At 45.7% G+C, this 23,519-nt stretch carries 25 protein-coding genes and 3 tRNA genes; 6 read left to right on the top strand and 22 right to left on the bottom strand.

Going from position 1 to position 23,519, the window contains the following annotated elements; genetic code table 11:
• Window position 1: 1 nt before the first annotated feature.
• The 6 genes from R2S67_RS11335 to mutY all read right to left on the bottom strand — a co-directional run bounded on the left by R2S67_RS11335 (window position 2) and on the right by mutY (window position 2,989).
• Window positions 2-77, bottom strand: a tRNA-Phe gene (locus R2S67_RS11335).
• 7 nt (window positions 78-84) lie between these two features.
• Window positions 85-160 (bottom strand) — tRNA-Thr (locus R2S67_RS11330).
• A gap of 66 nt (window positions 161-226) precedes the next feature.
• Window positions 227-302, bottom strand: a tRNA-Phe gene (locus tag R2S67_RS11325).
• A gap of 100 nt (window positions 303-402) precedes the next feature.
• Window positions 403-1,542, bottom strand: coding sequence for a membrane-bound lytic murein transglycosylase MltC (mltC, locus tag R2S67_RS11320; RefSeq protein WP_317344160.1), 1,140 nt, complete (start codon window positions 1,540-1,542; stop codon window positions 403-405).
• Between the two features lie 78 nt (window positions 1,543-1,620).
• On the bottom strand, window positions 1,621-1,893 hold the full coding sequence (locus R2S67_RS11315) for an oxidative damage protection protein (protein ID WP_005381002.1): 273 nt from the start codon (window positions 1,891-1,893) through the stop codon (window positions 1,621-1,623).
• A gap of 19 nt (window positions 1,894-1,912) precedes the next feature.
• Window positions 1,913-2,989, bottom strand: coding sequence for an A/G-specific adenine glycosylase (gene mutY / locus R2S67_RS11310; RefSeq protein WP_317344155.1), 1,077 nt, complete (start codon window positions 2,987-2,989; stop codon window positions 1,913-1,915).
• Between the two features lie 203 nt (window positions 2,990-3,192).
• Here mutY and trmB point away from each other — a divergent pair, with 203 nt between their 5' ends.
• From trmB to glsB, 3 genes are all read left to right on the top strand, one after another.
• Entirely contained in the window at window positions 3,193-3,912 is a 720-nt protein-coding gene (gene trmB, locus R2S67_RS11305) for a tRNA (guanosine(46)-N7)-methyltransferase TrmB (protein WP_006743099.1), read from the top strand.
• Window positions 3,913-3,929: 17 nt separating this feature from the next.
• On the top strand, window positions 3,930-4,958 hold the full coding sequence (locus R2S67_RS11300) for a TRM11 family SAM-dependent methyltransferase (RefSeq protein ID WP_074191811.1): 1,029 nt from the start codon (window positions 3,930-3,932) through the stop codon (window positions 4,956-4,958).
• Window positions 4,959-5,056: 98 nt separating this feature from the next.
• Window positions 5,057-5,977, top strand: a complete 921-nt coding sequence (gene glsB / locus R2S67_RS11295; RefSeq protein ID WP_005393987.1) for a glutaminase B — start codon at window positions 5,057-5,059, stop codon at window positions 5,975-5,977.
• 59 nt (window positions 5,978-6,036) lie between these two features.
• Here the strand turns inward: glsB and hemW are convergent, their stop codons facing one another.
• From hemW to R2S67_RS11260, 7 genes are all read right to left on the bottom strand, one after another.
• Window positions 6,037-7,215 (bottom strand): radical SAM family heme chaperone HemW, encoded by a 1,179-nt coding sequence (hemW, locus tag R2S67_RS11290; protein WP_258505728.1) that lies wholly within the window; start codon window positions 7,213-7,215, stop codon window positions 6,037-6,039.
• Window positions 7,216-7,233: 18 nt separating this feature from the next.
• Window positions 7,234-7,836, bottom strand: a complete 603-nt coding sequence (locus R2S67_RS11285; protein ID WP_104974792.1) for an XTP/dITP diphosphatase — start codon at window positions 7,834-7,836, stop codon at window positions 7,234-7,236.
• A 118-nt stretch (window positions 7,837-7,954) separates the two neighbouring features.
• Window positions 7,955-8,386: a DUF4426 domain-containing protein gene (locus tag R2S67_RS11280; RefSeq protein ID WP_005393982.1), complete on the bottom strand. Its 432-nt coding sequence runs from the start codon at window positions 8,384-8,386 to the stop codon at window positions 7,955-7,957.
• Window positions 8,387-8,513: 127 nt separating this feature from the next.
• A complete protein-coding gene (gene yggU / locus R2S67_RS11275; protein ID WP_005393980.1) occupies window positions 8,514-8,804 on the bottom strand; it encodes a DUF167 family protein YggU in 291 nt (96 codons plus the stop codon).
• Window positions 8,804-9,361 carry a YggT family protein gene (locus tag R2S67_RS11270; RefSeq protein ID WP_012841393.1) on the bottom strand — a complete coding sequence of 186 codons (558 nt, stop codon included), beginning with the start codon at window positions 9,359-9,361 and terminating at the stop codon, window positions 8,804-8,806. Before R2S67_RS11270 ends, yggU begins: the two co-directional genes overlap by 1 nt.
• A 52-nt stretch (window positions 9,362-9,413) precedes the next feature.
• Window positions 9,414-10,232 carry a pyrroline-5-carboxylate reductase gene (proC, locus tag R2S67_RS11265; protein ID WP_104970970.1) on the bottom strand — a complete coding sequence of 273 codons (819 nt, stop codon included), beginning with the start codon at window positions 10,230-10,232 and terminating at the stop codon, window positions 9,414-9,416.
• Window positions 10,233-10,389: 157 nt separating this feature from the next.
• A complete protein-coding gene (locus R2S67_RS11260) occupies window positions 10,390-11,091 on the bottom strand; it encodes a YggS family pyridoxal phosphate-dependent enzyme (RefSeq protein ID WP_258505767.1) in 702 nt (233 codons plus the stop codon).
• Between the two features lie 28 nt (window positions 11,092-11,119).
• Between R2S67_RS11260 and R2S67_RS11255 the strand changes: the two genes are divergently transcribed.
• The gene (locus tag R2S67_RS11255) at window positions 11,120-12,160 is read left to right on the top strand and encodes a type IV pilus twitching motility protein PilT (RefSeq protein ID WP_005381015.1); all 1,041 of its coding nucleotides are present in this window, start codon (window positions 11,120-11,122) and stop codon (window positions 12,158-12,160) included.
• A 30-nt stretch (window positions 12,161-12,190) separates the two neighbouring features.
• Entirely contained in the window at window positions 12,191-13,297 is a 1,107-nt protein-coding gene (locus R2S67_RS11250; RefSeq protein ID WP_006743091.1) for a PilT/PilU family type 4a pilus ATPase, read from the top strand.
• Window positions 13,298-13,358: 61 nt separating this feature from the next.
• Here the strand turns inward: R2S67_RS11250 and ruvX are convergent, their stop codons facing one another.
• The 8 genes from ruvX to metK form a co-directional block, all read right to left on the bottom strand.
• On the bottom strand, window positions 13,359-13,784 hold the full coding sequence (gene ruvX / locus R2S67_RS11245; protein ID WP_005381017.1) for a Holliday junction resolvase RuvX: 426 nt from the start codon (window positions 13,782-13,784) through the stop codon (window positions 13,359-13,361).
• Between the two features lie 34 nt (window positions 13,785-13,818).
• On the bottom strand, window positions 13,819-14,382 hold the full coding sequence (locus R2S67_RS11240) for a YqgE/AlgH family protein (RefSeq protein ID WP_005393973.1): 564 nt from the start codon (window positions 14,380-14,382) through the stop codon (window positions 13,819-13,821).
• Between the two features lie 128 nt (window positions 14,383-14,510).
• On the bottom strand, window positions 14,511-15,461 hold the full coding sequence (gshB, locus tag R2S67_RS11235; RefSeq protein WP_006743090.1) for a glutathione synthase: 951 nt from the start codon (window positions 15,459-15,461) through the stop codon (window positions 14,511-14,513).
• Between the two features lie 13 nt (window positions 15,462-15,474).
• Window positions 15,475-16,206 (bottom strand): 16S rRNA (uracil(1498)-N(3))-methyltransferase, encoded by a 732-nt coding sequence (rsmE, locus tag R2S67_RS11230; protein WP_150919465.1) that lies wholly within the window; start codon window positions 16,204-16,206, stop codon window positions 15,475-15,477.
• Between the two features lie 116 nt (window positions 16,207-16,322).
• Entirely contained in the window at window positions 16,323-17,018 is a 696-nt protein-coding gene (gene endA, locus R2S67_RS11225; protein ID WP_047008832.1) for a deoxyribonuclease I, read from the bottom strand.
• A gap of 150 nt (window positions 17,019-17,168) precedes the next feature.
• Window positions 17,169-17,666 (bottom strand): SprT family zinc-dependent metalloprotease, encoded by a 498-nt coding sequence (locus R2S67_RS11220; RefSeq protein ID WP_053807737.1) that lies wholly within the window; start codon window positions 17,664-17,666, stop codon window positions 17,169-17,171.
• Between the two features lie 68 nt (window positions 17,667-17,734).
• Window positions 17,735-18,532: a DUF2189 domain-containing protein gene (locus tag R2S67_RS11215; RefSeq protein ID WP_005393959.1), complete on the bottom strand. Its 798-nt coding sequence runs from the start codon at window positions 18,530-18,532 to the stop codon at window positions 17,735-17,737.
• A gap of 401 nt (window positions 18,533-18,933) precedes the next feature.
• Window positions 18,934-20,088, bottom strand: a complete 1,155-nt coding sequence (gene metK / locus R2S67_RS11210) for a methionine adenosyltransferase (protein WP_005381027.1) — start codon at window positions 20,086-20,088, stop codon at window positions 18,934-18,936.
• A gap of 315 nt (window positions 20,089-20,403) precedes the next feature.
• Between metK and tkt the strand changes: the two genes are divergently transcribed.
• Window positions 20,404-22,398 (top strand): transketolase, encoded by a 1,995-nt coding sequence (gene tkt, locus R2S67_RS11205; RefSeq protein WP_317344140.1) that lies wholly within the window; start codon window positions 20,404-20,406, stop codon window positions 22,396-22,398.
• A 94-nt stretch (window positions 22,399-22,492) separates the two neighbouring features.
• Here tkt and R2S67_RS11200 read toward each other — a convergent pair whose 3' ends face one another.
• Window positions 22,493-23,386 carry a LysR family transcriptional regulator gene (locus tag R2S67_RS11200; RefSeq protein ID WP_006743086.1) on the bottom strand — a complete coding sequence of 298 codons (894 nt, stop codon included), beginning with the start codon at window positions 23,384-23,386 and terminating at the stop codon, window positions 22,493-22,495.
• Between the last annotated feature and the right edge of the window lie 133 nt (window positions 23,387-23,519).

The following is a 23,519-nucleotide window of genomic DNA, read 5'->3' as shown; positions in this document are numbered from 1 at the left end:
ATGGTGCCTCGAGGCGGAATCGAACCACCGACACGAGGATTTTCAATCCTCTGCTCTACCGACTGAGCTATCGAGGCAAAAGAATGGTGCCGACTACCGGAATCGAACTGGTGACCTACTGATTACAAGTCAGTTGCTCTACCTACTGAGCTAAGTCGGCACACTTTATTCTTTGTGCTTTTGTCCGTGTTATAACATTTCGTTAAGACACCAACAAATCAAATTGTGGTGCCCGGAGGCGGAATCGAACCACCGACACGAGGATTTTCAATCCTCTGCTCTACCGACTGAGCTATCCGGGCAACGGAGCGCTATTAAACGGATTTTCCCGCTTTGCGTCAACCACTTTTTTTAAATAATTTCAAAAAAGTGCTTGTTCGAACGCTTTTTATTCAACTATCACTACAAAGTTTGCTTTGAGTTAAATTCCTTTTTGAAATTTGTAACTTTTTCTAGGTAACGACGTGCTTCTGCGTTCGGGTGTTTCTTAGTTAGTGCCCAATAAACTTGGTTGGGTTGCAACGAATTAAGATCTTGCATTGCGCGTTTGCGATCGCTGCGATGGAATGTGTTTAAAACACCTCCAGTACCGCCATTGTAAGCGGAAATCATACTGTACTCGAGAGAGGCAGGGTGATGGACTTCTCTTAAATAACGATTTTTTAAGATGTAGAAATACGCAGTACCGGTATCGATGTTGTTTTCTGGATTAAACAAATATTCAGGGCTTGGTTGGCCTGAGCGCTTTTTCACGAGCTTGAATACGTCTCGACCGGCGGTTTTAGGTACAACTTGCATTAAGCCATACGCATTTGCCCAACTTACTGCGTACGGGTTGAAGCTGCTCTCGGTTTTAATAATGGCGTATATCAAATCTTCTGGAATATCGTATTTCTTAGAAGCTCGGCGCACGATATCGGCGTATTGGTAGCTGCGTGTTGAAAAATGGTCTTCAACCATGGGGATTTCGACGTAATACGCTTTCTTGAAATCAACGTCTTTGGTCTTGATCTTGTTTGCGATGAGATACTCCGCAAATCGGTTTGCCCGCCAAGACCACTGAATTGGCTTATTGTCTTGATCGACAACTTGTTTATACAGAAATGGTTGCCCTTCTAACGTGATTCCTTTTGAGGAGAACAAGTCGACGTGAGCTGGATCGTCTGGCGTGAGTAAGGTAGTGACAATCGCCTCTTTGAGGTGCTTTTGGGGCTCGGTCGGTGATACGGTTTCAATCGTGATCACGCCTTTGCGAAAGTCGACTTCGGCACGGCTAAGGTAGTTATCGATATATTTGACGTAATTACTTTTGCCTGCGTACTTAATTTCTTTTTTACCCCAGCGCTTTTGAATATTACCAGAGAAACTATTGATCAGGGCATCCAACGCGGCGGTATCTTTTTCAAATTGTCCAGGTAGCTCAGCTAAGTTATTGGCAAAACGGTTTGTGGGCTCGTAGTTGACGTCATAAATCTTTTCGACGAATTCACGGCTACAGCCAGCCATTAAAAGTGCGGCAGCAATAAAGACAATTTTTTTCATAAGTATCAGGGCTATTGAAGGTAATAGAAAAATGACACCACAAGTGGTTGTGATGTCATTGTTTTAACTCAAGCGACTTTATTCGCTCGGCGGTGTGTAACCTTCGATATGAACGTCTTTTCCTTCAAAGAGGAAGTTTACCATTTCTGTTTCGATCAGTTTTCGGTGCTCTGGATCCATCATGTTGAGTTTCTTTTCGTTGATCAACATGGTTTGTTTGTGTTGCCACTGAGCCCACGCTTCTTTCGAGATGTTGTCGAAAATGCGTTTACCTAGTTCACCAGGGTAAAGTTGAAAGTCTAGACCTTCGCCTTCTTTTTTTAGTCGAGCACAAAATACAGTGCGGCTCATAATGACTCCTTGTATTCAATTAACGAAGTTCGTGGGGTAGCGCTTCCAGCAATAGTTTTACTGGCGCGGCTAAACCGACTTCTTCAGGTTTAGATAAGTTATACCAAAGACCTTTGTTGCCTTCCATTATCACGTCCGGTTGCTTTGATAAATCAATCAAAATTGGCGTGATATCGAGGTGGTAATGGCTAAAGGTATGGCGAAAGGTAATCAGTGTTTGCTGCTGCTTGATATTGCTGGCTTGAATGCCACGTTGCTCCAGTAGCAATTCAATGTCGCTTTCTACATCCACATGTTCGGTTTGTGGGAAGCAAAATAAGCCACCCCAAATGCCTGTTTGTGGTCTTTGTTCTAACCACACTTCATGACCATTTTCGGTGTTGTGGTGAAGCATTACAAAACGAGTTTGCTTGATTGGCTTGTCTTTTTTCGGTTTTTTACCCGGGTAATCGAGCACATTGCCTTGTTGTTTTGCCACACACAGATCCGCAACAGGGCAGAGGCTACATTTGGGTTTGCTGCGTGTGCAGACCATTGCGCCCATGTCCATCATTGCCTGGTTATACTTATCTACGTCCGTTTGTGGGGTATGCGTTTCGGCAATTTCCCACAGCTGGTTTTCAACCTTTTTTTGTCCTGGCCATCCTTCGACTGCGAAACAGCGGGATAGGGTGCGCTTCACGTTGCCATCGAGAATCGCATGTGGTTGTTTATACACAGACGATAAAACGGCGGCTGCGGTAGAGCGGCCAATCCCCGGTAAGGCGTTCATTTTCTCTATATCAAGAGGAAACTCACCATTATATGTAGAGGCGACCTCTTGTGCTGCTTTGTGAAGGTTACGGGCTCGGGCGTAATACCCTAAGCCAGTCCAAAGGTGTAGGACTTCATCTTGCTCAGCATTGGCAAGATCGATAACGGTTGGAAAACGCTCCAAGAAACGTTGGTAATACGGAATAACCGTAGTGACCTGAGTTTGCTGAAGCATGATTTCAGACAACCAGACACTGTATACGGTCTTATTTTGTTGCCACGGAAGATCTTTTCTTCCATATGCGTCATACCATTCTAGGATGGCATTGGCGAAAGGTGTCACGACTTGCTCTGTATTCTATTATTGGTTAGGTGCAAAATTGCACCACATAATGGGCAAGAAGTACAACGGATAAACAGTAGGGATATAAAGAGGTGTGCTATTGCTTTTGGGCTGCTATAGGCCAAGAGCTCAACAAATACTTGCACCTCAGTAAATTCTTTGGATAATCCCCGCTTTGATTAATCAATGTGCAGGCAAAATCAATGAGTGAAGTAACCACTAACGAATACAACGAAGACGGAAAGCTGATCCGCAAAATCCGCAGCTTTGTGCGCCGTGAAGGGCGTTTGACTAAAGGTCAAGAGAGCGCGATGAATGAATGCTGGCCAACGATGGGTATTGACTTCAAAGCTGAACTTCTCGATTGGAAAGAAGTGTTTGGTAACGACAACCCCGTTGTACTAGAGATCGGTTTTGGTATGGGTGCTTCATTGGTTGAAATGGCAAAGAATGCACCAGAGAAGAACTTCATTGGTATCGAAGTACACAGCCCGGGTGTTGGTGCTTGTCTTGCGGATGCGCGTGAGGCGGGAGTTACTAACCTGCGTGTGATGTGTCACGATGCGGTAGAAGTATTCGAACACATGATCCCAAATGGCAGCTTATCGACACTGCAGTTGTTCTTCCCAGACCCTTGGCACAAGAAACGTCACCACAAGCGTCGCATCGTTCAATTAGGTTTTGCTGAAATGGTTCGTGAGAAGCTGATCCCTAATGAAGGTATTTTCCACATGGCGACAGACTGGGAAAACTACGCAGAGCACATGATTGAAGTGATGAACCAAGCGCCAGGTTTCGAAAACATTGCTAAAGATGGTGATTTCGTTCCTCGTCCAGACGACCGTCCTTTAACGAAGTTTGAAGCTCGTGGTCACCGTCTTGGTCACGGTGTGTGGGATATCAAATATAAGCGTATCGCGTAACTAGAGGAGTTCATGGGATGTACCATTACGCGATATTAGCGAATCCGGGTCATAACCGAATTTACTTTGATAGCGCAATGACCATTGCCTGTTCAGAGCTAAAAGCAATTTTAGCTTCACAAGGCGTGGATGTGACAGAAATTGGTAGTAAAGAGGTTGGCTTACCTGCAGCGTTGGTGTTTTCTTGTCAGGAAGCTCTAAGCGATGAGCAGACGCGAAGAATCGCAGCCTCTTCGATTTACTATGCACTATTTGAAGTGCGCGAAGATGGTTTACTTCGACCAATTCAAGCGCCAGCGTTCAATACTTTCCCGGAAAGCATGAGTCAGATTCTGCGTTATACCGGGAAAACAAACGAGCAGTTTACTCGCTTGATGGTGAATATCGGCATTAGTGCGTCCAATACGGGAAGTGAGCAGCTGACCTTAATGGATCCAATGTGTGGTAAAGGTACAACCTTGTTTGAAGGCTTGATCCATGGTTTGAACGTAGTGGGGGTAGAGATCAATGCCAAGTGGGTGCAAGAGATCCAGACCTTTATCGTTAAGTTCATGAAGAATGGTCGCTTTAAGCACAAAGTGAGCAAAGAAAAGCGCACTGCGGGTGGCAAGAAAGTGGCGGATGGTTTCGTGGTTGAAGCTGCAGCAAATAAAGAAGATTACAACCAAGGCAATCTTCAGTTTATGAAGCTGTATTCGGCTGATACACGTATCGCTGATCAAGTCGTGAAAAAGAACTCAGTTGATGTGATGGTGTCTGATCTGCCTTATGGTGTGCAGCACGGCAGCAAAAATGCCAAGGACAGCAAACTGAACCGCAGCCCACTAGAGCTTTTAAAAGAGGCTCTGCCTGCATGGAAAGTGGTACTGAAAAAACAAGGTTCAGTGGTGTTGTCTTTCAATGAATTTACATTGAAATGGAAAGACGTCGCGGCATTATTTGAAGAGCAAGGTTGGAAGGTACTTTCAGAAGAGCCTTACATCGGTTATCTTCACCGTGTTGATCAATCTATCAACCGCAATATTATTGTGGCAGTAAAACCATAATCGACTTGAGTCGAACGAACCCTATGGAAAAGCCAACGACACGTTGGCTTTTTTTACCTCTGAGCTCAACGAGTTCTCTTGTAAATAGAAGGTAGAGAATGAAACCGACAGTGGAAATTTTGACAGATATTTTGGCGGAAGTGCGCCCTTTAATCGGCCAAGGTAAAGTGGCTGATTACATTCCTGCTCTGGCAAAAGTACCCAGCAACAAGTTAGGTATTGCGGTATACACCAACGAAGGTGAGGTTATCAAGGCGGGCGATGCCGATGAACCTTTCTCTATCCAATCTATTTCAAAAGCATTGAGCTTGACGTTAGCGATGTGCTTGTACAAGCAAGAAGAAATTTGGTCTCGAGTGGGAAAAGAGCCTTCGGGGCAGGCATTTAATTCGCTAATCCAGCTAGAAATGGAGCAAGGTATTCCTCGCAATCCTTTTATTAATGCTGGAGCGATAGTTGTGGCGGATCTGTTGCAAACTCGCTTATCTGCACCTCGTCAGCGCCTATTGGAATTTGTACGTCAGCTTTCTGGTGATACTCATATTGTGTATGACAAAGTCGTCGCGGCATCCGAAATGATGCATGGTGATCGGAATGCGGCGATTGCTTATCTCATGCGCTCGTTTGGTAACTTCGAGAATGAAGTAATTCCAGTGCTGCAAAACTACTTCCACGCTTGTGCACTGAAGATGAGCTGTGTCGACTTGGCTAAAACGTTTAGCTATTTGGCAAATAAGGGCACATCGGTACAAACGGGTAAGCCCGTTGTTTCTCCCGTGCAAACCAAACAACTTAATGCACTGTTAGCAACGTGTGGCCTGTATGATGGCGCGGGCGAGTTTGCTTATCGTGTTGGCATGCCTGGTAAGTCTGGTGTCGGTGGTGGCATTATCGCGGTAGTACCTGGCGAAATGACCATTGCAGTATGGTCTCCAGAGCTTGACCCTTCAGGTAACTCCCTTGCTGGTACTAAGGCGCTTGAATTGCTATCGGAGCGAATTGGCCGTTCGATTTTCTAATGTTGAATGTTCTATATAAAAAGCCTCTCAATTGAGAGGCTTTTTGTTTTTGGGCTGCGTTACTCTTCGCTTTCTTCGGCCATAAAGGCTTCGAGCAAATCATTAAGGAAGAGCTTCCCTTTTTCAGTAATTTGCCAATGGGTAGGCGTTTCACTCAGGTAGCCCATTTCTATCGCCCAGTCGATGGTTTCTTGAATTGTACTGAGCGGTAAGCCCGTGGTGTCCACATAATCTTGCTTCGGACAGGCTTCGATTAAGCGGAATCGGTTCATAAAGAACTCGAATGGACGATCTTCATCCGCGACGACATGTTCCGTATGCAGATAAGGTTTGACCATATTTTGATAAGCCGCTAAATAGCCTCGCGGGTGTTTTACCTTTGTCGTTCGAATAATACGTCCGTCGGTAAAACTGAGTTTGCCATGAGAGCCACAACCGATACCAAGGTAATCACCAAAGCGCCAGTAGTTGAGGTTGTGCTGACACTGATAGCCCGGCTTGCTGTAACCCGAGATTTCATATTGCACATAACCCGCGGCTGAAAGTTTTTGGTGTCCGAGCTCGAAAATATCCCACAAGTCATCATCGTCAGGTAGCGTTGGTGGCTTGTAGTAGAACATGGTGTTTGGTTCGATGGTCAGCTGATACCAAGACAGGTGCGGCGGTGCCAACTCAATAGCTTTGTCCAAATCTGCCAAGGCTTGTTCGATGCTTTGATCTGGTAAGCCGTGCATGAGATCGAGGTTAAAGCTGTTCAAACCGATTTGGTGCGCCAGCTTAGCAGCATTGACGGCTTCGTCTTGGCCGTGAATGCGCCCCAAACGCTCAAGCTTCTGTTGCTCAAAGCTTTGCACGCCGATAGAGATACGCGTTACACCAGCTTTGCGGTAGCCAACAAAACGCTCTGCTTCGATGGTGCCTGGGTTAGCTTCCATGGTGATCTCAATTTCTGGCTTAAACGGAATACGCGCTTCAATGCCCTTAAGTAGACGCTCGATGCCTTCTGCCGAAATCAAACTCGGCGTACCACCACCAATGAAGATTGAATGCAGTGGACGTGGCACTTCGTTAAGGCGGTATTTCTGAATGTCAGTATCTAAATCTTCTAGAAGAGCACTGATGTACTCTTCTTCTGGAATCTCGGTTTTGAGCGCGTGAGAGTTAAAGTCGCAATACGGGCACTTTTGTACACACCAAGGGATGTGTACATACAAGCTGAGTGCTGGGGGCGTTAACATGGTCTAATTCGCTCGTGATTACTGAGACACTTGCTCAGACAGTTGAGCAAACAACGACTTGAGCGCTTTACCGCGGTGAGACAGTTGTTTTTTACGTGCAGGTTCAAGTTCGGCTGACGCACAGTTGTTTTCAGGAACAAAGAAGATTGGGTCGTAGCCAAAGCCATTTTCACCGTGTGCTTCAGTTAGAATGCGGCCTTCCCATTTTCCGTGGCAGACGATAGGCGTTGGGTCGTTCTCGTGGCGCATGAGGACTAATACGCAGTGGAAACGTGCTGTACGTTCTGTTTCTGGTACGCCTTCCATTGCCGCTAGCAATTTTTCTAGATTCTCTTGATCAGATGCGTTCTCGCCTGCGTAACGTGCAGAGTAAATGCCCGGAGCGCCTTTTAAGAAATCGACTTCTAAGCCAGAGTCATCTGCAATCGCAGGAAGCCCTGTTTCTTGTGCGGCATGGCGAGCTTTGATGATCGCGTTTTCAATGAAGGTTGTACCCGTTTCTGCTACTTCCGATACATTGAATTCACTTTGCGCTAATACTTCAAAACCGAAGTCAGACAATAAATCTGCCATTTCACGAACTTTGCCTTGGTTACCGGTTGCTAGCACAATTTTTTTCATGGGAATCTCTTTTAATAGTGATAGAGGAGAACAAATCGTTCTCCTCTAGATATTCTTTAACTAATAAGTGGTTTTTAGCCTGCTTAGATCCAAAAGCTTTTGGATCATCACAACCCAATTACTCTTCAACATAAAACTTCTGGGTGAATTTAAGCTTACCTGAGCCTTTGTTTCCAGCTTTTACGTCAATATCGAAAGTAAAAGTTTCTTCGTGGGTAATTGGTAGTTCGGCTAAATAGTATATCGCATTGCCTTCTTTGACTTCACGAAAGGACAAGGTCTGAGTTTGGCCGATGAGGTTTTTCGCGCGTCCAGCAATTTTTGCTTCTAATGCAGGTTTACCCAATGAAGCTCTATCTAGCACGCTAATATTAACCACAGCGAGGTATCCATTACGCTTGATATCGTAGCTACGTGCGACTTTCGGTGTTAAGAATGTCGAGTTAAACGCGACATAGTGTACTTCGATATCTTTCATATTTTTAAACTGATCGGCGAAGCTTGGTAACGACAATAGGCTGATCAGTAATGCGGTAATCCATTTGCTCATTGTTACTTCCTCAAAGCACTTGTTATAAAACAACCATAGCCGCAATTTTACCTTGGTCACGGGGTAAAAATGCGAACTCAGTCATTGGTACTAGTAAGTGTGGTACAAAATTGTAAATAAAAAGCCATCATAAGATGGCTTTAATTTCTGTCGGTATCTGGGTAGGTGATTCTATCCGAATTTGTTTGTGCCGTCCTAATTCACCTTTTTCTATGTGAACCAAACCCTTAGCGATTTTAAACTGCTTGGCTAAGAACTTAGTTAGGTGCGCATTAGCTTTGCCATCGACAGGTGGAGCAGTAATGGCGATTTTGAGCTCTTCACCATGCAAGCCAACGATTTTATCGCGGCTTGCTTTAGGTTGAATATAGAGCTTTAGGATGATGTCCTCGCCATCTTGCCAAACTGCGGCTGACATTATAATTGGAACCAAATTGGACCAATGATATCACCCATCAAGAAGTTCGCGAACTGCAAGCCGATAAACAGCACCAGTACGCTCAAATCAAGACCACCAATAGCCGGAATAATACGGCGGATTGGTGCGCACATTGGCTCGGTTAATTGATGGAATACGTACTCGATAGGGCTGCGACCTTGGCTTACCCAGCTCAAAATTGCACGGATCAATAGTACCCAGAACAGCAGACCTCCAGCGGCTTTGATTAATGATAACAAGCCCAAGAACAAGAAATCAGCGCTGAAAGAGACGGAACCGTTCGAAGCTATCAGGATCAGAACGACAAATTTAAGCACACACAACACGTAGGCAAACAACACGGTTGCTAGGTCAATATTCCCCACGGAAGGGATAATGCGGCGCAGTGGACCAATGACCGGCTGAGTCGCTTTTACTATGAATTGCGAGAATGGGTTGTAGAAGTCTGCGCGTGCAGCTTGCAACCAAATTCGCAAAATTACGACCATGATGTACAGGTCAAATAGGGTTGAGATGAGAAAACTCATTGAATTCATAAGGTACCCTTAACAAGTGATGGATGATACTAAACGGAGTTCATCCAAATAATTAAAACAGTTTTTCCATTTCTTCCGCGCGAGCCACAGCAGCTTGCATGGCTTTAGCAACAATATCTGAAAGTTGATGTTCGTTGAATGTACGCAGTGCTTCTGCCGTTGTCCCACCTTTCGATGTCACGTTCTCACGCAGGGTCGATAGCTCAGTTTCTGGGTTGCTAACCACCATACTGGCCGCGCCCAATGCAGCTTGCTGAACCAATAGTCGAGCGGTGTCTTTATCAAAGCCTTGAGCAATCGCTTCTGCTTGCATCGCCTCCATAAACAGGAAGAAGTATGCCGGAGCACTGCCTGCTGCGGCAATCACATTATTGATGCCAGACTCTTGCTCAACCCAACATACTTTACCGACCGCTTCCATTAACTCTGCGGCAAAAGCTTTGTCTTGCTCAGTTACATGGGCTGGTGCGAATAAACCACTCATGCCCAACCCAAGTTGTGATGGCGTATTTGGCATAACACGAACCAAATTCAATTTGGTGTCTAGCATATCATCCAATCGTGAACAGTTGATGCCAGCGGCAATAGAAATCACCAGTTTATTGGTGAAATCGATCGCTTGCAGTGGTTTACAAACATCCGCCATCATTTGCGGTTTCACAGACAATACCACCACATCCGCCTCGGTCGCCGCTTGGATGTTATTGCTGGTGGTACGGATGCCAAAATCTTGTTCTAGCGGAAGACGGCGTGCCTCTGAAGGAGCTGTCGCGGTAATGTTTTGCGCTGGGTATCCGTTAGCAACCAAGCCAGAAACAATGGCTCTCACCATGTTGCCAGCACCAATGAAGGCGATTTTTTTATGTTCCATTTGTCTGATTTCCATCATGATATTTAGAGTTTGTTGTGCGCTCAGGTGTATAATGGCGCCGCTGTTACTTACTGCTCCTATTGGCGAGTAAGATGATTGCGTGATTTACTCTTTAATTTAACGACGAATTTATGTCGCTAGTGAGTGTTTTGTTGATTTAGCTGTAGTCTCGCGCGCCGAAAATAGCGGTTCCAATACGAACCATTGTACTACCAGCTTCGATTGCAGCGGTCATATCACCACTCATTCCCATTGATAATGTATCGATTTCTGGGAACTGTGCTTTGAGTGTTTGCTTCAATGTAGCCAACTTCTGAAATTCATGAAGTTGTGATTCGTAATCAGACACGTTGGCAGGAATCGACATCAACCCTCTTAAAGTGAGGTTGGGTAGGCGAGAAATCAACTCCGCCAGCTCGAATACTTCCGCTTTGGTGACACCAGACTTAGATGCTTCACCACTGGTGTTAACCTGAATCAGAACTTGTAGCGGTTTAAGTTCGCTTGGACGCTGATCATTCAGGCGTTGAGCAATCTTGGTTCGATCTATGGTGTGAACCCAATCGAAATGTTCGGCAACAAGTCGCGATTTATTCGACTGAATCGGGCCAATGAAGTGCCATTCGATTCGATTATCTGGATAATGCTCGGCAAAGTGCTGAACTTTACTGACGCCCTCTTGGACGTAGTTTTCACCAAAGGCGGTTTGTCCCGCTTGGTAGGCTTCGAGAATTGCCTCGACAGGTTTAGTTTTGCTTACCGCTAGAAGTTGCACTGACTCTGGAGTTCGACCACATTTTTGCTCGTCATATCGAATTTGAGAGGTGATATGTTCAATATTTTGTTGAATACTACTCATAGCTGTACTTTAGACTTAAGGATTTTAAATGGATATCACTGAGTTACTGGATTTTAGTGTAAAACATAATGCCTCAGATCTACATCTTTCTGCAGGTGTCCCACCAATGGTTCGTATTGATGGGGATGTGAGAAAACTAGGCATTCCAGCGTTTACACACCAAGAAGTGCATCGTTTGGTTTTCGAAATCATGAACGATGCCCAACGCAGTGAGTTCGAAGAAAAACTCGAAGTCGACTTCTCTTTTGAGTTGCATAACGTTGGTCGTTTCCGTGTCAACGCTTTCAACCAATCTCGTGGCTGTGCGGCAGTATTCCGTACCATTCCAAGTAGCATTCCAACTTTGGAAGAGCTGGAAGCTCCCGAGATCTTCAAAAAAATTGCGAACGCTGAAAAAGGCTTAGTTCTGGTTACTGGCCCAACAGGTTCTGGTAAATCGACGACCTTAGCAGCCATTGTTGACTACATTAATCGTAATCACAACAAGCACGTACTCACAATTGAAGATCCGATTGAATTTGTTCACAACAACAATAAATGTTTGATCAACCAGCGTGAAGTACACCGTGATACGCATAGTTTCCAAAACGCACTGCGCAGCGCATTGCGTGAAGATCCGGATGTCATTCTGGTTGGTGAGATGCGTGACAAAGAAACCATCAGCCTTGCGTTAACGGCGGCGGAAACGGGGCACTTAGTGTTCGGCACGTTACACACCAGCTCGGCGGCAAAAACCATTGACCGTATTATCGATGTGTTCCCTGGCAGCGATAAAGACATGGTGCGCTCGATGCTTTCTGAATCCCTTCGTTCGGTTATCGCACAAAAATTATTGAAACGTAATGGTGGTGGCCGTATTGCATGCCATGAAATCATGATGGCAACGCCTGCGATTCGTAACTTGATCCGTGAAGACAAAGTCGCGCAGATGTATTCGATCATTCAAACTGGTGCGGCTCACGGCATGCAAACCATGGAGCAAAATGCTCGTCAGTTAATGGCACAAGGTATGGTCGCTCGTGAAGAGGTCGATAGTAAGATCGGGTTAGAAGTGCAGCAATTCTCGTAACGCTCATACAGATAATGGTGAATACGGAAGATGGATCTAAATAAATTTCTCGAAGGTATGCTGGCGCTGAAAGCGTCGGATCTGTACATCACGGTTGGTGCGCCAATTTTGTTTCGCGTGGATGGCGAATTGCGACCACAAGGTGAAAAACTCACCGAGAGTGATGTAGCGGCATTACTCGACAGTGCTATGGAGCCAGATCGGCGTCAGGAATTTCGTAAAAGTCGTGAGTCGAATTTTGCCATTGTGAGAGATTGTGGCCGCTTCCGTGTTAGTGCTTTTTTCCAGCGGGAACTACCGGGTGCGGTGATTCGTCGTATTGAAACCAATATTCCCACCTTTGAGCAATTAAAGTTACCGTTAGTGTTGCAAGATTTAGCGATAGCCAAGCGTGGTTTGGTGCTGGTGGTTGGTGCTACTGGGTCAGGTAAGTCCACCACAATGGCGGCAATGACGGGCTATCGAAACAGCAACAAGACGGGGCACATTTTGACGGTCGAAGATCCGATCGAATTCGTGCATGAGCATAAGCGCTGTATCGTGACTCAACGCGAAGTTGGGTTAGATACGGAAAGCTATGAAGTTGCGCTTAAAAACTCGCTGCGCCAAGCACCAGATATGATTTTGATTGGTGAGATCCGTAGCCGTGAAACAATGGAATACGCGATGACGTTTGCTGAAACAGGTCACCTGTGTATGGCGACTTTGCACGCCAACAACGCCAACCAAGCCTTAGAGCGTATTCTTCACTTGGTACCGAAAGATCAAAAAGAACAATTCTTGTTTGATTTGTCGATGAACCTAAAAGGTGTGGTTGGTCAGCAGCTGATCCGAGATAAGAATGGGCAGGGGCGCCATGGTGTATTTGAGATCTTGCTAAATAGCCCACGAGTATCTGATTTGATCCGTCGCGGAGATTTGCATGAGTTGAAGTCAACCATGGCTCGCTCAAATGAGTTTGGTATGCTGACGTTCGATCAATCTCTTTATAAGTTGGTGATGCAAGGTAAGATCAGCGAAGAGGATGCGCTGCACAGTGCCGATTCGGCGAATGATTTGCGCTTGATGTTGAAAACACAGCGTGGCGAAGCATTCTCTACGGGCAGTCTTGCTAACGTTAAGATCGATATGGATTAAGCGTGTTTAGACGAAAAAAGGTTGGCACTTGCCAACCTTTTCTTGTTTTGAGTATTGTGTTTTATTCACCCCAGAGGGCTTCAAACCAGCTTTCTAGAATCACCACCGCTGACTGGCAGTCCACATTCCCTTTCGATAGGGCTTTGTAGCCGCCCATGCTGAACAACTCCGCACGAGCTTCTGCTGTAGATAAACGCTCATCATGCAGTTCAACAGGTAAGCCGTATCGGCCTTGCAGACGCTTAGCAAATTTTCGTGCACGAGGGGTTATGGTCTCAAGGTCTTTGCCATGAAGATCAGTTGGTAAACCGACCACTAGCAAATCTGGTTGCCACTCTTTGATTTGCTTTTCGATATCGTCCCAATTTGGAATACCGTCATTGGCTTTAAAGGCTTTTAATGGGGAAGCCGTACCAGTAATTTCTTGGCCAATAGCGCTACCAATGCTTTTGGTTCCAAAGTCAAAAGCCATAATTGTGCGTGACATAAGGTGTCTCTATCTAATGTAACTGTATTTCGGACTAAGCATGCCCAGAGTCTGCTGAAAGATGACTGGGGTCGATGCCCAGCTTTTCGACCGCTTTCTTCCAACGCTCGTTGATTGGTGTATTAAAGATAATTTCAGGCGTCGCTTCAATGGTGAGCCAAGAGTTTTCGACCAGCTCATTTTCTAATTGGCCTGCACTCCAACCTGAGTAGCCAAGTGCCACTAAGTAATCACTTGGTTCTGCTTCTGTTCCTAACACCGAAAGAATATCACGTGAAGTGGTTACAGCGAGGTCATCGGTCATTTGGACGCTGGACTCGTAGTAATCTTTAGGTTTATGCAGAATAAAACCACGATCTTCCGAGATTGGGCCGCCATTGTAGACTGGTCTATCTAGGCTGGCTTCAAATAGGCGCGGGTGTACTGGCTGAACTTCCACCTGCTTGAGCATGTTGCCGACGGTGATATCAACAGGAGCATTGATCATTAACCCCATAGCGCCGTCTTCGTTGTGCTCACAAACGTAGATCACGCTGTTTTGAAAGTACGGATCTTTCATCCCAGGCATGGCAACCAAAAAGTGATTTGTGAGATTCATACTCATATTGACCCTTAACTCTCTTAAATGCCCCTAAGCAAACATCATACAGTTTACCATCTAGGTATGTGCATGAGTTTGCTTAAGTTAATGTACTACGCTCTCTATTAACTGTAATACAGTTTGAGTTATTCGCCTTTTACTCGACGCTCAATCGCATCCATCAGTTTGCCAGTGATTGAGATGTCAAAAGCCGCTTCAATTTCACGAATACAGGTTGGGCTGGTGACGTTGATTTCCGTTAGCTTATCGCCAATTACGTCAAGGCCAACAAAGATAAGGCCTTTTTCTTTCAGTGTAGGAGCCACAGTTTGAGCAATCTTAATATCAGTCTCGCTTAGTGGTCGAGCCTCACCTGTGCCACCAGCTGCAAGGTTACCGCGCGTTTCACCTTTTGCAGGAATACGAGCTAGACAGTAAGGCATTGGTTCACCATCTACGACTAAGATACGTTTGTCACCGTTGCTGATATCTGGCACGAAGGTTTGCGCCATTGCGTAGTTTTGACCGTGGTTGGTCAGTGTCTCGATGATTACAGAGACGTTAGGGTCGTTTTCTTTTACGCGGAAGATAGATGCGCCGCCCATACCATCAAGCGGTTTTAGGATGACATCACCATGTTTTTCACGAAACTCTTTAATTTTCTCTGCTTTTCGCGTCACGATTGTCGTTGGTGTCAGCTCAGGGAACCACGCTGTAAACAGTTTTTCATTACAATCACGTAGACTTTGAGGTTTGTTAACGATCAGTGCACCTTGTTCTTCTGCACGCTCAAGGATGTAAGTCGCGTAGATGTATTCTGTGTCAAACGGAGGATCTTTACGCATTAGTACAGCGTCTAGCTCAGACAGTTCGATCGTTTGCTCTGATTTGAACTCGTACCAACCGTTTGGATCTTCTTTTAGTTCCACCACTTTAGTATCTGCAATGGCAACGCCTTGATCGAGATGCAGATCATTCATTTCCATGTAGTGGATTTCATAGCCGCGTCGTTGCGCTTCAAGCATCATGGCAAAGCTAGAGTCTTTTTTGATGTTAATGGACGAAATTGGGTCCATCACAATGCCGAGTTTGATCATTATTTTTCTCCGTTTAACCAAGATCGCCGAAACGAACTTGTAAGGCTGTAATTGCTGTCAGAGCCGCTGTTTCGGTGCGCAGAACGCGAGGGCCGAGTAGCGTTTCTTCAAATTGATATTCTCGAGTCATCTCGATCTCTTCAGACGATAAACCGCCTTCAGGGCCGATCAGTAGGCGCACTTTCTCAACAGGTGTTGGCAGTGTGTTGATTGAGTAGTTAGCACGAGGATGAAGATTGAGCTTTAAGCCATCGTACTCTTCTTTACACCACTCTTCCAAGCTCATAATTGGACGAATTTCTGGAACGACATTGCGTCCACACTGCTCACAGGCACTGATGGCGATTTTTTGCCATTGCGCGAGTTTTTTCTCAAAGCGCTTTTGGTCAAGCTTGACGCCACAACGTTCGGAAATCAGAGGTGTGATGGTATTGACGCCAAGTTCCACTGACTTTTGGATAGTGAACTCCATCTTATCGCCACGTGAAATAACTTGACCAAGGTGCAGGTCTAAAGGGGATTCAATACTGTTTTCTACACGCTCAGTAATGTTAACCAAAACCGTCTTTTTGCTGACTTCACTGATAACCGCTGGGAATTCTGTGCCGCTGCCGTCAAATAGGAGAACGTCTTGGCCTTCTTTCATGCGCAGAACACGGCCAATATGGCCTGCTGCGTCGTCACTTAAAGCAAGTGAGCCAAGTTGATGAATGGTTTCTGGATGATAAATTCGAGGGATACGCATGAGATTTCCAGCAAGAGAATAAACTTAAACCCTAACATGGATGCTTTCCACCGAAAAAACAAGGGGCAAGAAGCGTTTCAATATCAGTTATTGAAACGCTTCAAGGTAGAGGAGCACTAGAGTGCGCGACAGGCTTTTTGAACAAATGGGTTATGATTGCCTTGTACTTTGGCAATGCGCTCGTCACGCTCACATTCCCATTTATCGACTGGGTAGGTTTTGTTCCAAGCACTCATCAACTGCGTTTGCTGTTTTGATAATTTAAAGCCGTACTCTTTGCTCATGTATAGGTAGGTACGAGCAATCGAACCTCGAGCACGGTCTGGTGGCATGACTTTACGCTGCTTAAAGTTCACTTGCATCTCACAGCGACCATAACTCACGCCATCGATACCGTTCCATTGGCTAAAGTTGTAGTTCGAACGGTCACCGTTTACTTCACCAATGGCAGGGGTTAGGTTGTGCAGGTCTGCTTCCATCAAGCGAAAGGTTTTGTCTTTTTTCTTGCAGTTTTTACGTCCACCATCTTGCCAGCATTGACGCTGGTGGCCAAATTGCCACGCAGGTACAACGTGCTCCCATTCGATTCGTGCGGCCCGCTTTTCCTGCTTACGGACTTGGTAACCGCAAGAGGCTAAATCTGGGGAGCCTTTTTTGCCTTGCCATTGAATGTTGCAGCCACAGTAAAAGCTCGTTGGATGGTCTTGATAAATTTTTACCGCCTCACGTTTGGCGGCAGAGAATGAGCTTGGTGGCGCGGCAACCGCAGTGCTAGAAAGCGCGATAAGTAACAAAGAGAATAGGTATTTCATGATTAAAGTCTTTATAAAGTATGACTTTATTCATGATAACACGCATAAAATAGCTTTAGTGATGAGTAAGTTAACAATAAATAGCGAAGGGAAGGTTTTGATAAACTCGATCTTTATTTTGGGAACGCAAGTAACACTATGAGATATAGATTACGATAACTGAATGCCCGTGAAGTTAAGTGGTTGGCGGCATTTCTGACAAGAGTACGTCGCCTCTTTGCGCAGCACTTTATTATGACGGCGAATTGATAGAGGGTAGGTCATACAACCACAACGATACTCAAAGGTTTTACCTTGAACGGATTTTACTTCAAAGCTGTGAGTGGTTTTGGCTGGCACTTTAAATACGGCTTCCATGACACCTTGCCATTCTTTGCCGTGAGGCCTAACTCGTCCGTAAACCTGATAAGTAATCAGGTGTGCTACCTCATGAGGAATGACTTCATCTAAGAATGCTTGGGTGTTTTCGCGAAATAAAACGGGGTTTAGGCGAACTTGATTTAATTGAAGGTAGGCTTTTCCTGCCGCTTTCCCGCGGACGTTGAAGGTGATTGTTGGAATAGGGAAAGAACGTTTGAAAGCTTGCTCTGCCATCGCGATGCAGTCCGCCATCACTTGCTTGGCTTTATAGCTTAGTTCTATATCCACAATTCACCTCGATAAATCAAATAAAAAAGCCCCCGCATTTGCGAGGGCCAGATCATAGCATCAGTTAATTACGGAGTGTGTTTTTTCTTGATGGTGGCATGGTAAGCATGCCATGTACCGTAGCCTAGAATTGGCATGGTAAACAACATTCCGATCCCGTACGTTGCAAAGCCGATAAGAATACCGCCGCAGATGATCGCCGCCCAAACAATCATCGCTGGAATGTTGGATTTCACCGCATTAAAGCTGGTAAATACAGCGGTCATCATATCCACTCGACGCTCCATCATGAGCGGAATAGAAAAGGCTGAAATGCTAAACACCACACAAGCCAAAACAAAGCCAACTAAAGATCCTATGACAAGGAAGGGTAGGAACTCACTTAAAGATGCCCCTTGAACAGAAGGGTAAAGCGCATGAAGTAGAGCGGCAATGCGCATCCAAAATATCATACACACTGCGAGTAACACGGCGAATGCCCATTGAGATGTTGAGTTACGACCGATCGCTTTCATTGAATGGAACAAGCTAGCTTTGTGTCCGCGCTCTCTCTCCCAACTGGCATCATACAAACCGAGCGCGAGAAACGGACCAATTAACATATAAACAATCAAACTGGGCATGACGACCAAGTGTGTGCCCTGCCATTGTACGAGCAAAACAATACCTATCGCAGCCGCCATAAAACAGATGCCATAGAAAGCACTGATGAGGGGCATTCGCACGAAATCATGCAGACCTAATGCGAGCCAATGAAAAGGTGCAGAAAGATTGACCGTATTGCACGGTATGGTTCTGGCGTATTCGTTATCTGGCACTTCCTTTCGCTTGTTGTGGAAGTCCGATGGATTAACAGTTCGAGGCATAACTCCTCCTTGATTTATTCCCACATTATCCGCTTATACCAACTGACAGCGGTTTTTGTTCAGTCAAACTTGAAGCGACTTTTTCAAGCTTACTTCTGAGCATTGGCTTAGTTTGGTATCGGCCATAAAGATGCCTGACTCGTGTCTTTCGTAAGTGTTGCTGCCACAGTCGCCAGCATCCGACGTCTCTATTTAAATTGGAATTAACAATATTTTAACTATTGGCGGAGATGGGATAATTTACAAATAATTGCTGAAAATTTATTCGGTATAAAAATGAGGGAGAAACAGGACTGCTTTGTGGGGCTGGGCGGTATGAGCTGAAATGGCTGGATAAAAGTTGCTGAAAATAAAAAGCCCCCGCCATAGGCGAGGGCTTGATTGATTCTTGCTTGGCTTGATTATTTGATGCCAGCGAAATCGCGTAGAAGTGCAGCTTTGTCTGTCGCTTCCCACGGGAATTCTTCACGACCGAAGTGACCGTAAGCCGCTGTCTTCTTGTAGATAGGTTGAAGAAGGTTAAGCATTTCTTGTAGACCGTATGGACGTAGGTCGAAGAATTGACGAACTGCTTCAATGATGATGTCGTGAGATACTTTCTCAGTACCGAACGTTTCCACCATGATAGACGTTGGATCAGCAACACCGATTGCGTAAGAAAGTTGGATCTCACAACGGTCAGCCATGCCAGCCGCTACGATGTTTTTCGCTACGTAACGTGCTGCGTATGCTGCACTACGGTCAACTTTTGATGGATCTTTACCAGAGAACGCACCGCCACCGTGACGAGCTGCGCCGCCGTAGGTATCTACGATGATCTTACGACCTGTTAGACCACAGTCACCCATAGGACCACCGATTACAAAGCGACCAGTTGGGTTGATGAAGAAGTTTGTTTCTTTGTTGATCCACTCAGAAGGTAGCACTGGCTTAATGATCTCTTCCATTACCGCTTCACGCAGGTCTGAAGTTGAGATTGAATCACAGTGTTGAGTTGAAAGAACAACCGCGTCGATACCAACGATGTTACCTTGATCGTATTGGAATGTTACCTGAGATTTTGCATCAGGGCGCAACCAAGGTAGTGTGCCGTTTTTACGAACTTCTGCTTGCTTTTGAACAAGACGGTGAGAGTAAGTAATTGGCGCTGGCATTAGTACTTCAGTTTCGTTACAAGCGTAACCAAACATGATGCCTTGGTCGCCTGCACCTTGTTCTTTAGGGTCAGCTTTATCAACACCTTGGTTGATATCTGGCGACTGTTTACCGATTGTGTTTAGTACCGCACAAGAATCTGCGTCAAAGCCCATATCTGAATGTACGTAGCCGATTTCACGAACGGTTTCACGAGTTAACTCTTCGATGTCTACCCATGCTGAAGTCGTGATTTCACCACCCACCATTACCATACCGGTTTTAACGTAAGTCTCACATGCAACACGAGCCTTTGGATCTTGCTCTAGAATCGCGTCAAGAACCGCATCAGAAATCTGGTCTGCAATTTTATCTGGATGACCTTCTGATACTGACTCAGAAGTAAACAGGTGCTTAGCCATGTTAGCTCCACTATATCTGGTTTAAAACTGGGGAATGATAAACTCTCCAGCGCAAATTAATACTAATTTTTGTAGGTGTATCTACATCTAGACGTCTATTCTAAATTTGATTGCTCGAATTACAAGCTCTTTTTTGGTTTTTGTTATAACCAAACGTTTGCCTGATTTATTGATAATTTTAAGAACTTCGAACGATTTGGCGCGAAAGGTGCAATATTTGTGAGGTTTTGGGCTGGAAAACGTTTGCACACCTAACAGGGCTTTGAGAGAATTATGACCTACTTTTCGTTTCGCTTAATGTACTCAGGAGCAGACATGTCGTCTCGTAAACATCTTGCCAATGCAATTCGTGCTCTAAGCATGGATGGTGTTCAACAAGCTAACTCAGGCCACCCAGGCGCACCAATGGGTATGGCTGATATCGCTGAAGTTCTTTGGCGCTCTCACCTAAACCACAACCCATCAAACCCAGAGTGGGCCGACCGCGACCGCTTCGTGCTATCAAACGGTCACGGCTCAATGCTTATTTACTCTCTACTGCACTTAAGCGGTTATGAGCTATCTATTGATGATCTGAAAAACTTCCGTCAATTGCACTCAAAAACCCCAGGTCACCCAGAGTACGGTTACGCGCCTGGTATCGAGACAACAACGGGTCCTCTTGGCCAAGGCATCACTAATGCTGTTGGTATGGCTATCGCAGAGAAAGCACTAGCGGCACAGTTCAACAAAGAAGGTCACGACATCGTTGACCACTTTACGTATGTGTTCATGGGTGACGGCTGTCTAATGGAAGGCATCTCGCACGAAGCATGCTCTCTAGCAGGTACGCTAGGTCTAGGCAAACTGATCGCGTTTTGGGATGACAACGGTATCTCTATCGACGGTCACGTTGAAGGTTGGTTCTCTGACGATACACCTAAGCGTTTCGAAGCTTACGGCTGGCACGTAATCCCAGCGGTAGACGGTCACGATCCTGAAGCAATCAACGCAGCGATTGAAGCGGCTAAAGCGGATCCTCGCCCGACTCTAATCTGTACTAAAACAATTATCGGTTTCGGTTCTCCTAACAAGTCTGGTTCGCACGACTGTCACGGTGCGCCATTAGGTCACGATGAGATTCAAGCGGCTCGCGAATACCTAGGTTGGGAGTACGGTCCATTTGAAATCCCTGCAGATGTTTACGCTGAGTGGGACGCAAAAGAAGCAGGTGCAGCGAAAGAAGCGGCTTGGAATGAAAAGTTCGAAGCATACGCAGCAGCTTACCCTACAGAAGCAGCAGAGCTTAAACGTCGTCTAAACGGCGAACTTCCAGCGGAATGGGAAGAAAAAGCGAACCAAATCATTGCTGATCTTCAAGCAAACCCAGCGAACATTGCATCACGTAAAGCATCGCAAAATGCACTAGAAGCGTTTGGTCAAATGCTTCCTGAATTCATGGGCGGCTCTGCTGACCTAGCGCCTTCTAACCTGACCATGTGGTCTGGTTCTAAGTCTCTAGAAACGGATGACTTCTCTGGCAACTACATCCACTACGGTGTACGTGAATTCGGTATGACTGCTATCATCAACGGTATCGCATTGCACGGTGGTTTCGTTCCTTACGGCGCAACATTCCTAATGTTCATGGAATACGCTCGTAACGCAATGCGTATGGCTGCGCTGATGAAAATTCAGAACATCCAAGTGTACACGCACGATTCGATCGGTCTTGGCGAAGATGGCCCAACTCACCAACCTGTTGAGCAAATGGCATCTCTACGCGTAACGCCAAACATGAGCACATGGCGTCCGTGTGACCAGGTTGAGTCTGCCGTAGCATGGAAACTAGCGATTGAACGTAAAGATGCACCAACAGCACTTATCTTCTCTCGTCAAAACTTAGCGCAACAAGATCGTACAGCTGAGCAAGTAGCGAACATCGCGAAAGGTGCTTACATCCTGAAAGATTGCGAAGGCAAGCCAGAGCTTATCCTTATCGCAACAGGCTCTGAAGTTGAGCTAGCAGTAGAAGCTGCGACTCAACTAACGGCAGAAGGTAAGAAAGTACGCGTTGTTTCAATGCCATCAACGGATGCATTTGACAAGCAAGACGCTGCTTACCGTGAAGCAGTATTGCCATCAGACGTAACAGCACGCATCGCTATCGAAGCGGGCATCGCAGACTTCTGGTACAAGTACGTTGGTTTCGACGGTCGCATCATCGGTATGACTTCATTTGGTGAATCTGCACCTGCTGGTCAGCTATTCGAGATGTTTGGCTTCACGACTGAAAACGTAGTGAACACAGCAAAAGAATTGCTAGCGTAACTGCTAGATTGTCTCAATAGTCCGAACGTAAAGGACGACTGTTAGATACTAAAGTTGGAAAGGCCATCATTGCGATGGCCTTTTTTGTTTTTTGTCAGGTTTTCCAACCTTGTGGAATGCTTTGGTGAATACAGTCTAAAAGTACGGATAAGCGCAGTGGTGGTCTTCCTGCAGGCGTATAGCAGTTAATGGAGATGGGCTCTGAAAGCCAACCTTCTAAGCAAGGTGTGATTCGACCCGGATGATGTTTCTCGTAGCCGCTTGCTGTCCAAGTTGGCAGCAGTCCAATACCATGACCATTCGCGATGCTGTCGATCTGCATTGCGATGTTGTCGCTGTATAAGCGACTCACAAATGGCTCTAAAAAGAACTCACCGTGTTGAGGGTGTGTGAGCATCAATCCATTTTCTTGTACCGAGCCAAAATCGATCCACGGATGCGCTTCAAGCTCTTTGGGGTGCAGGATCGAACCGTGTTGTTCAAGATAAGCTGGAGAGGCAAAGGGCGTGTAACGAAATGAGCCTAATACCTCTTTGCGCCAATCGAGATCTTTACGCTCACCGAGCCAGATGAACAAATCTGGGTCATGGTGCGCTTCAGAAAAGTCACTGGTAAGTTGAACCCTAACGTCAGGATTATCGGCAAGAAAACCGTTGAGCACACCACCTAGCCAACTTCTAACTAATGCTGTGTGACAAACAATATGTAGCGGCCCTGAAACTTGGTTTGTTAAACCTTGAAGCGCGTCATAACTCTCTTCACTTAGCTCAAGAATCTGGCGACTGTAGTGGGCAAAAATTTCTCCCGCTCTTGTCAGAACTAATCGGTTACCTTGTCTTGCGGTTAGAGCCTGACCGAAATCTTCTTCTAATTGTGCTAAGCGACGACTCAGCGTTGATTTAGGCTGGTTGAGGGCCTTGGCAGCGGCGGTCAAACTCTTATGCTGATTGAGCGCATCAAAGGCTCGAATTGATGCTAAGTCGTGCATATTTCATTAACTCCTTACTGCGTTATGCACGGGTTCCATAAATGGGAAGAACCGTTCCATAACTCTTACTATGCATCTCATTCTATTTGTGAATAATTCACTTTCGAAAATAATAATCATTATCAATTATGGA

It is taken from the genome of Vibrio sp. T13N (genome assembly GCF_032970445.1).
Classification (GTDB): Bacteria; Pseudomonadota; Gammaproteobacteria; order Enterobacterales; family Vibrionaceae; genus Vibrio; species Vibrio diabolicus.
The sequence above is the reverse complement of the archived record's forward strand: the minus strand, read 5'-3'. Positions and strand labels throughout refer to the sequence as shown.

What these genes read in the sequence shown, in the direction of transcription:
- gshB (WP_006743090.1), bottom strand. Translation starts at nt 15,461, where the DNA reads ATGATCAAACTCGGCATTGTGATGGACCCAATTTCGTCCATTAACATC.
- glsB (WP_005393987.1), top strand. Translation starts at nt 5,057, where the DNA reads ATGAAACCGACAGTGGAAATTTTGACAGATATTTTGGCGGAAGTGCGC.
- metK (WP_005381027.1), bottom strand. Translation starts at nt 20,088, where the DNA reads ATGGCTAAGCACCTGTTTACTTCTGAGTCAGTATCAGAAGGTCATCCA.
- R2S67_RS11215 (WP_005393959.1), bottom strand. Translation starts at nt 18,532, where the DNA reads ATGCCTCGAACTGTTAATCCATCGGACTTCCACAACAAGCGAAAGGAA.
- R2S67_RS11285 (WP_104974792.1), bottom strand. Translation starts at nt 7,836, where the DNA reads ATGAAAAAAATTGTGCTAGCAACCGGTAACCAAGGCAAAGTTCGTGAA.
- trmB (WP_006743099.1), top strand. Translation starts at nt 3,193, where the DNA reads ATGAGTGAAGTAACCACTAACGAATACAACGAAGACGGAAAGCTGATC.
- R2S67_RS11200 (WP_006743086.1), bottom strand. Translation starts at nt 23,386, where the DNA reads ATGCACGACTTAGCATCAATTCGAGCCTTTGATGCGCTCAATCAGCAT.
- R2S67_RS11280 (WP_005393982.1), bottom strand. Translation starts at nt 8,386, where the DNA reads ATGAGCAAATGGATTACCGCATTACTGATCAGCCTATTGTCGTTACCA.
- R2S67_RS11300 (WP_074191811.1), top strand. Translation starts at nt 3,930, where the DNA reads ATGTACCATTACGCGATATTAGCGAATCCGGGTCATAACCGAATTTAC.
- hemW (WP_258505728.1), bottom strand. Translation starts at nt 7,215, where the DNA reads ATGTTAACGCCCCCAGCACTCAGCTTGTATGTACACATCCCTTGGTGT.
- R2S67_RS11315 (WP_005381002.1), bottom strand. Translation starts at nt 1,893, where the DNA reads ATGAGCCGCACTGTATTTTGTGCTCGACTAAAAAAAGAAGGCGAAGGT.
- ruvX (WP_005381017.1), bottom strand. Translation starts at nt 13,784, where the DNA reads ATGTCACGCACAATTATGGCTTTTGACTTTGGAACCAAAAGCATTGGT.
- R2S67_RS11260 (WP_258505767.1), bottom strand. Translation starts at nt 11,091, where the DNA reads ATGAGTAGTATTCAACAAAATATTGAACATATCACCTCTCAAATTCGA.
- endA (WP_047008832.1), bottom strand. Translation starts at nt 17,018, where the DNA reads ATGAAATACCTATTCTCTTTGTTACTTATCGCGCTTTCTAGCACTGCG.
- R2S67_RS11270 (WP_012841393.1), bottom strand. Translation starts at nt 9,361, where the DNA reads ATGAATTCAATGAGTTTTCTCATCTCAACCCTATTTGACCTGTACATC.
- R2S67_RS11255 (WP_005381015.1), top strand. Translation starts at nt 11,120, where the DNA reads ATGGATATCACTGAGTTACTGGATTTTAGTGTAAAACATAATGCCTCA.
- proC (WP_104970970.1), bottom strand. Translation starts at nt 10,232, where the DNA reads ATGGAACATAAAAAAATCGCCTTCATTGGTGCTGGCAACATGGTGAGA.
- R2S67_RS11240 (WP_005393973.1), bottom strand. Translation starts at nt 14,382, where the DNA reads ATGAATCTCACAAATCACTTTTTGGTTGCCATGCCTGGGATGAAAGAT.
- tkt (WP_317344140.1), top strand. Translation starts at nt 20,404, where the DNA reads ATGTCGTCTCGTAAACATCTTGCCAATGCAATTCGTGCTCTAAGCATG.
- rsmE (WP_150919465.1), bottom strand. Translation starts at nt 16,206, where the DNA reads ATGCGTATCCCTCGAATTTATCATCCAGAAACCATTCATCAACTTGGC.
- R2S67_RS11250 (WP_006743091.1), top strand. Translation starts at nt 12,191, where the DNA reads ATGGATCTAAATAAATTTCTCGAAGGTATGCTGGCGCTGAAAGCGTCG.
- yggU (WP_005393980.1), bottom strand. Translation starts at nt 8,804, where the DNA reads ATGTCAGCCGCAGTTTGGCAAGATGGCGAGGACATCATCCTAAAGCTC.
- mltC (WP_317344160.1), bottom strand. Translation starts at nt 1,542, where the DNA reads ATGAAAAAAATTGTCTTTATTGCTGCCGCACTTTTAATGGCTGGCTGT.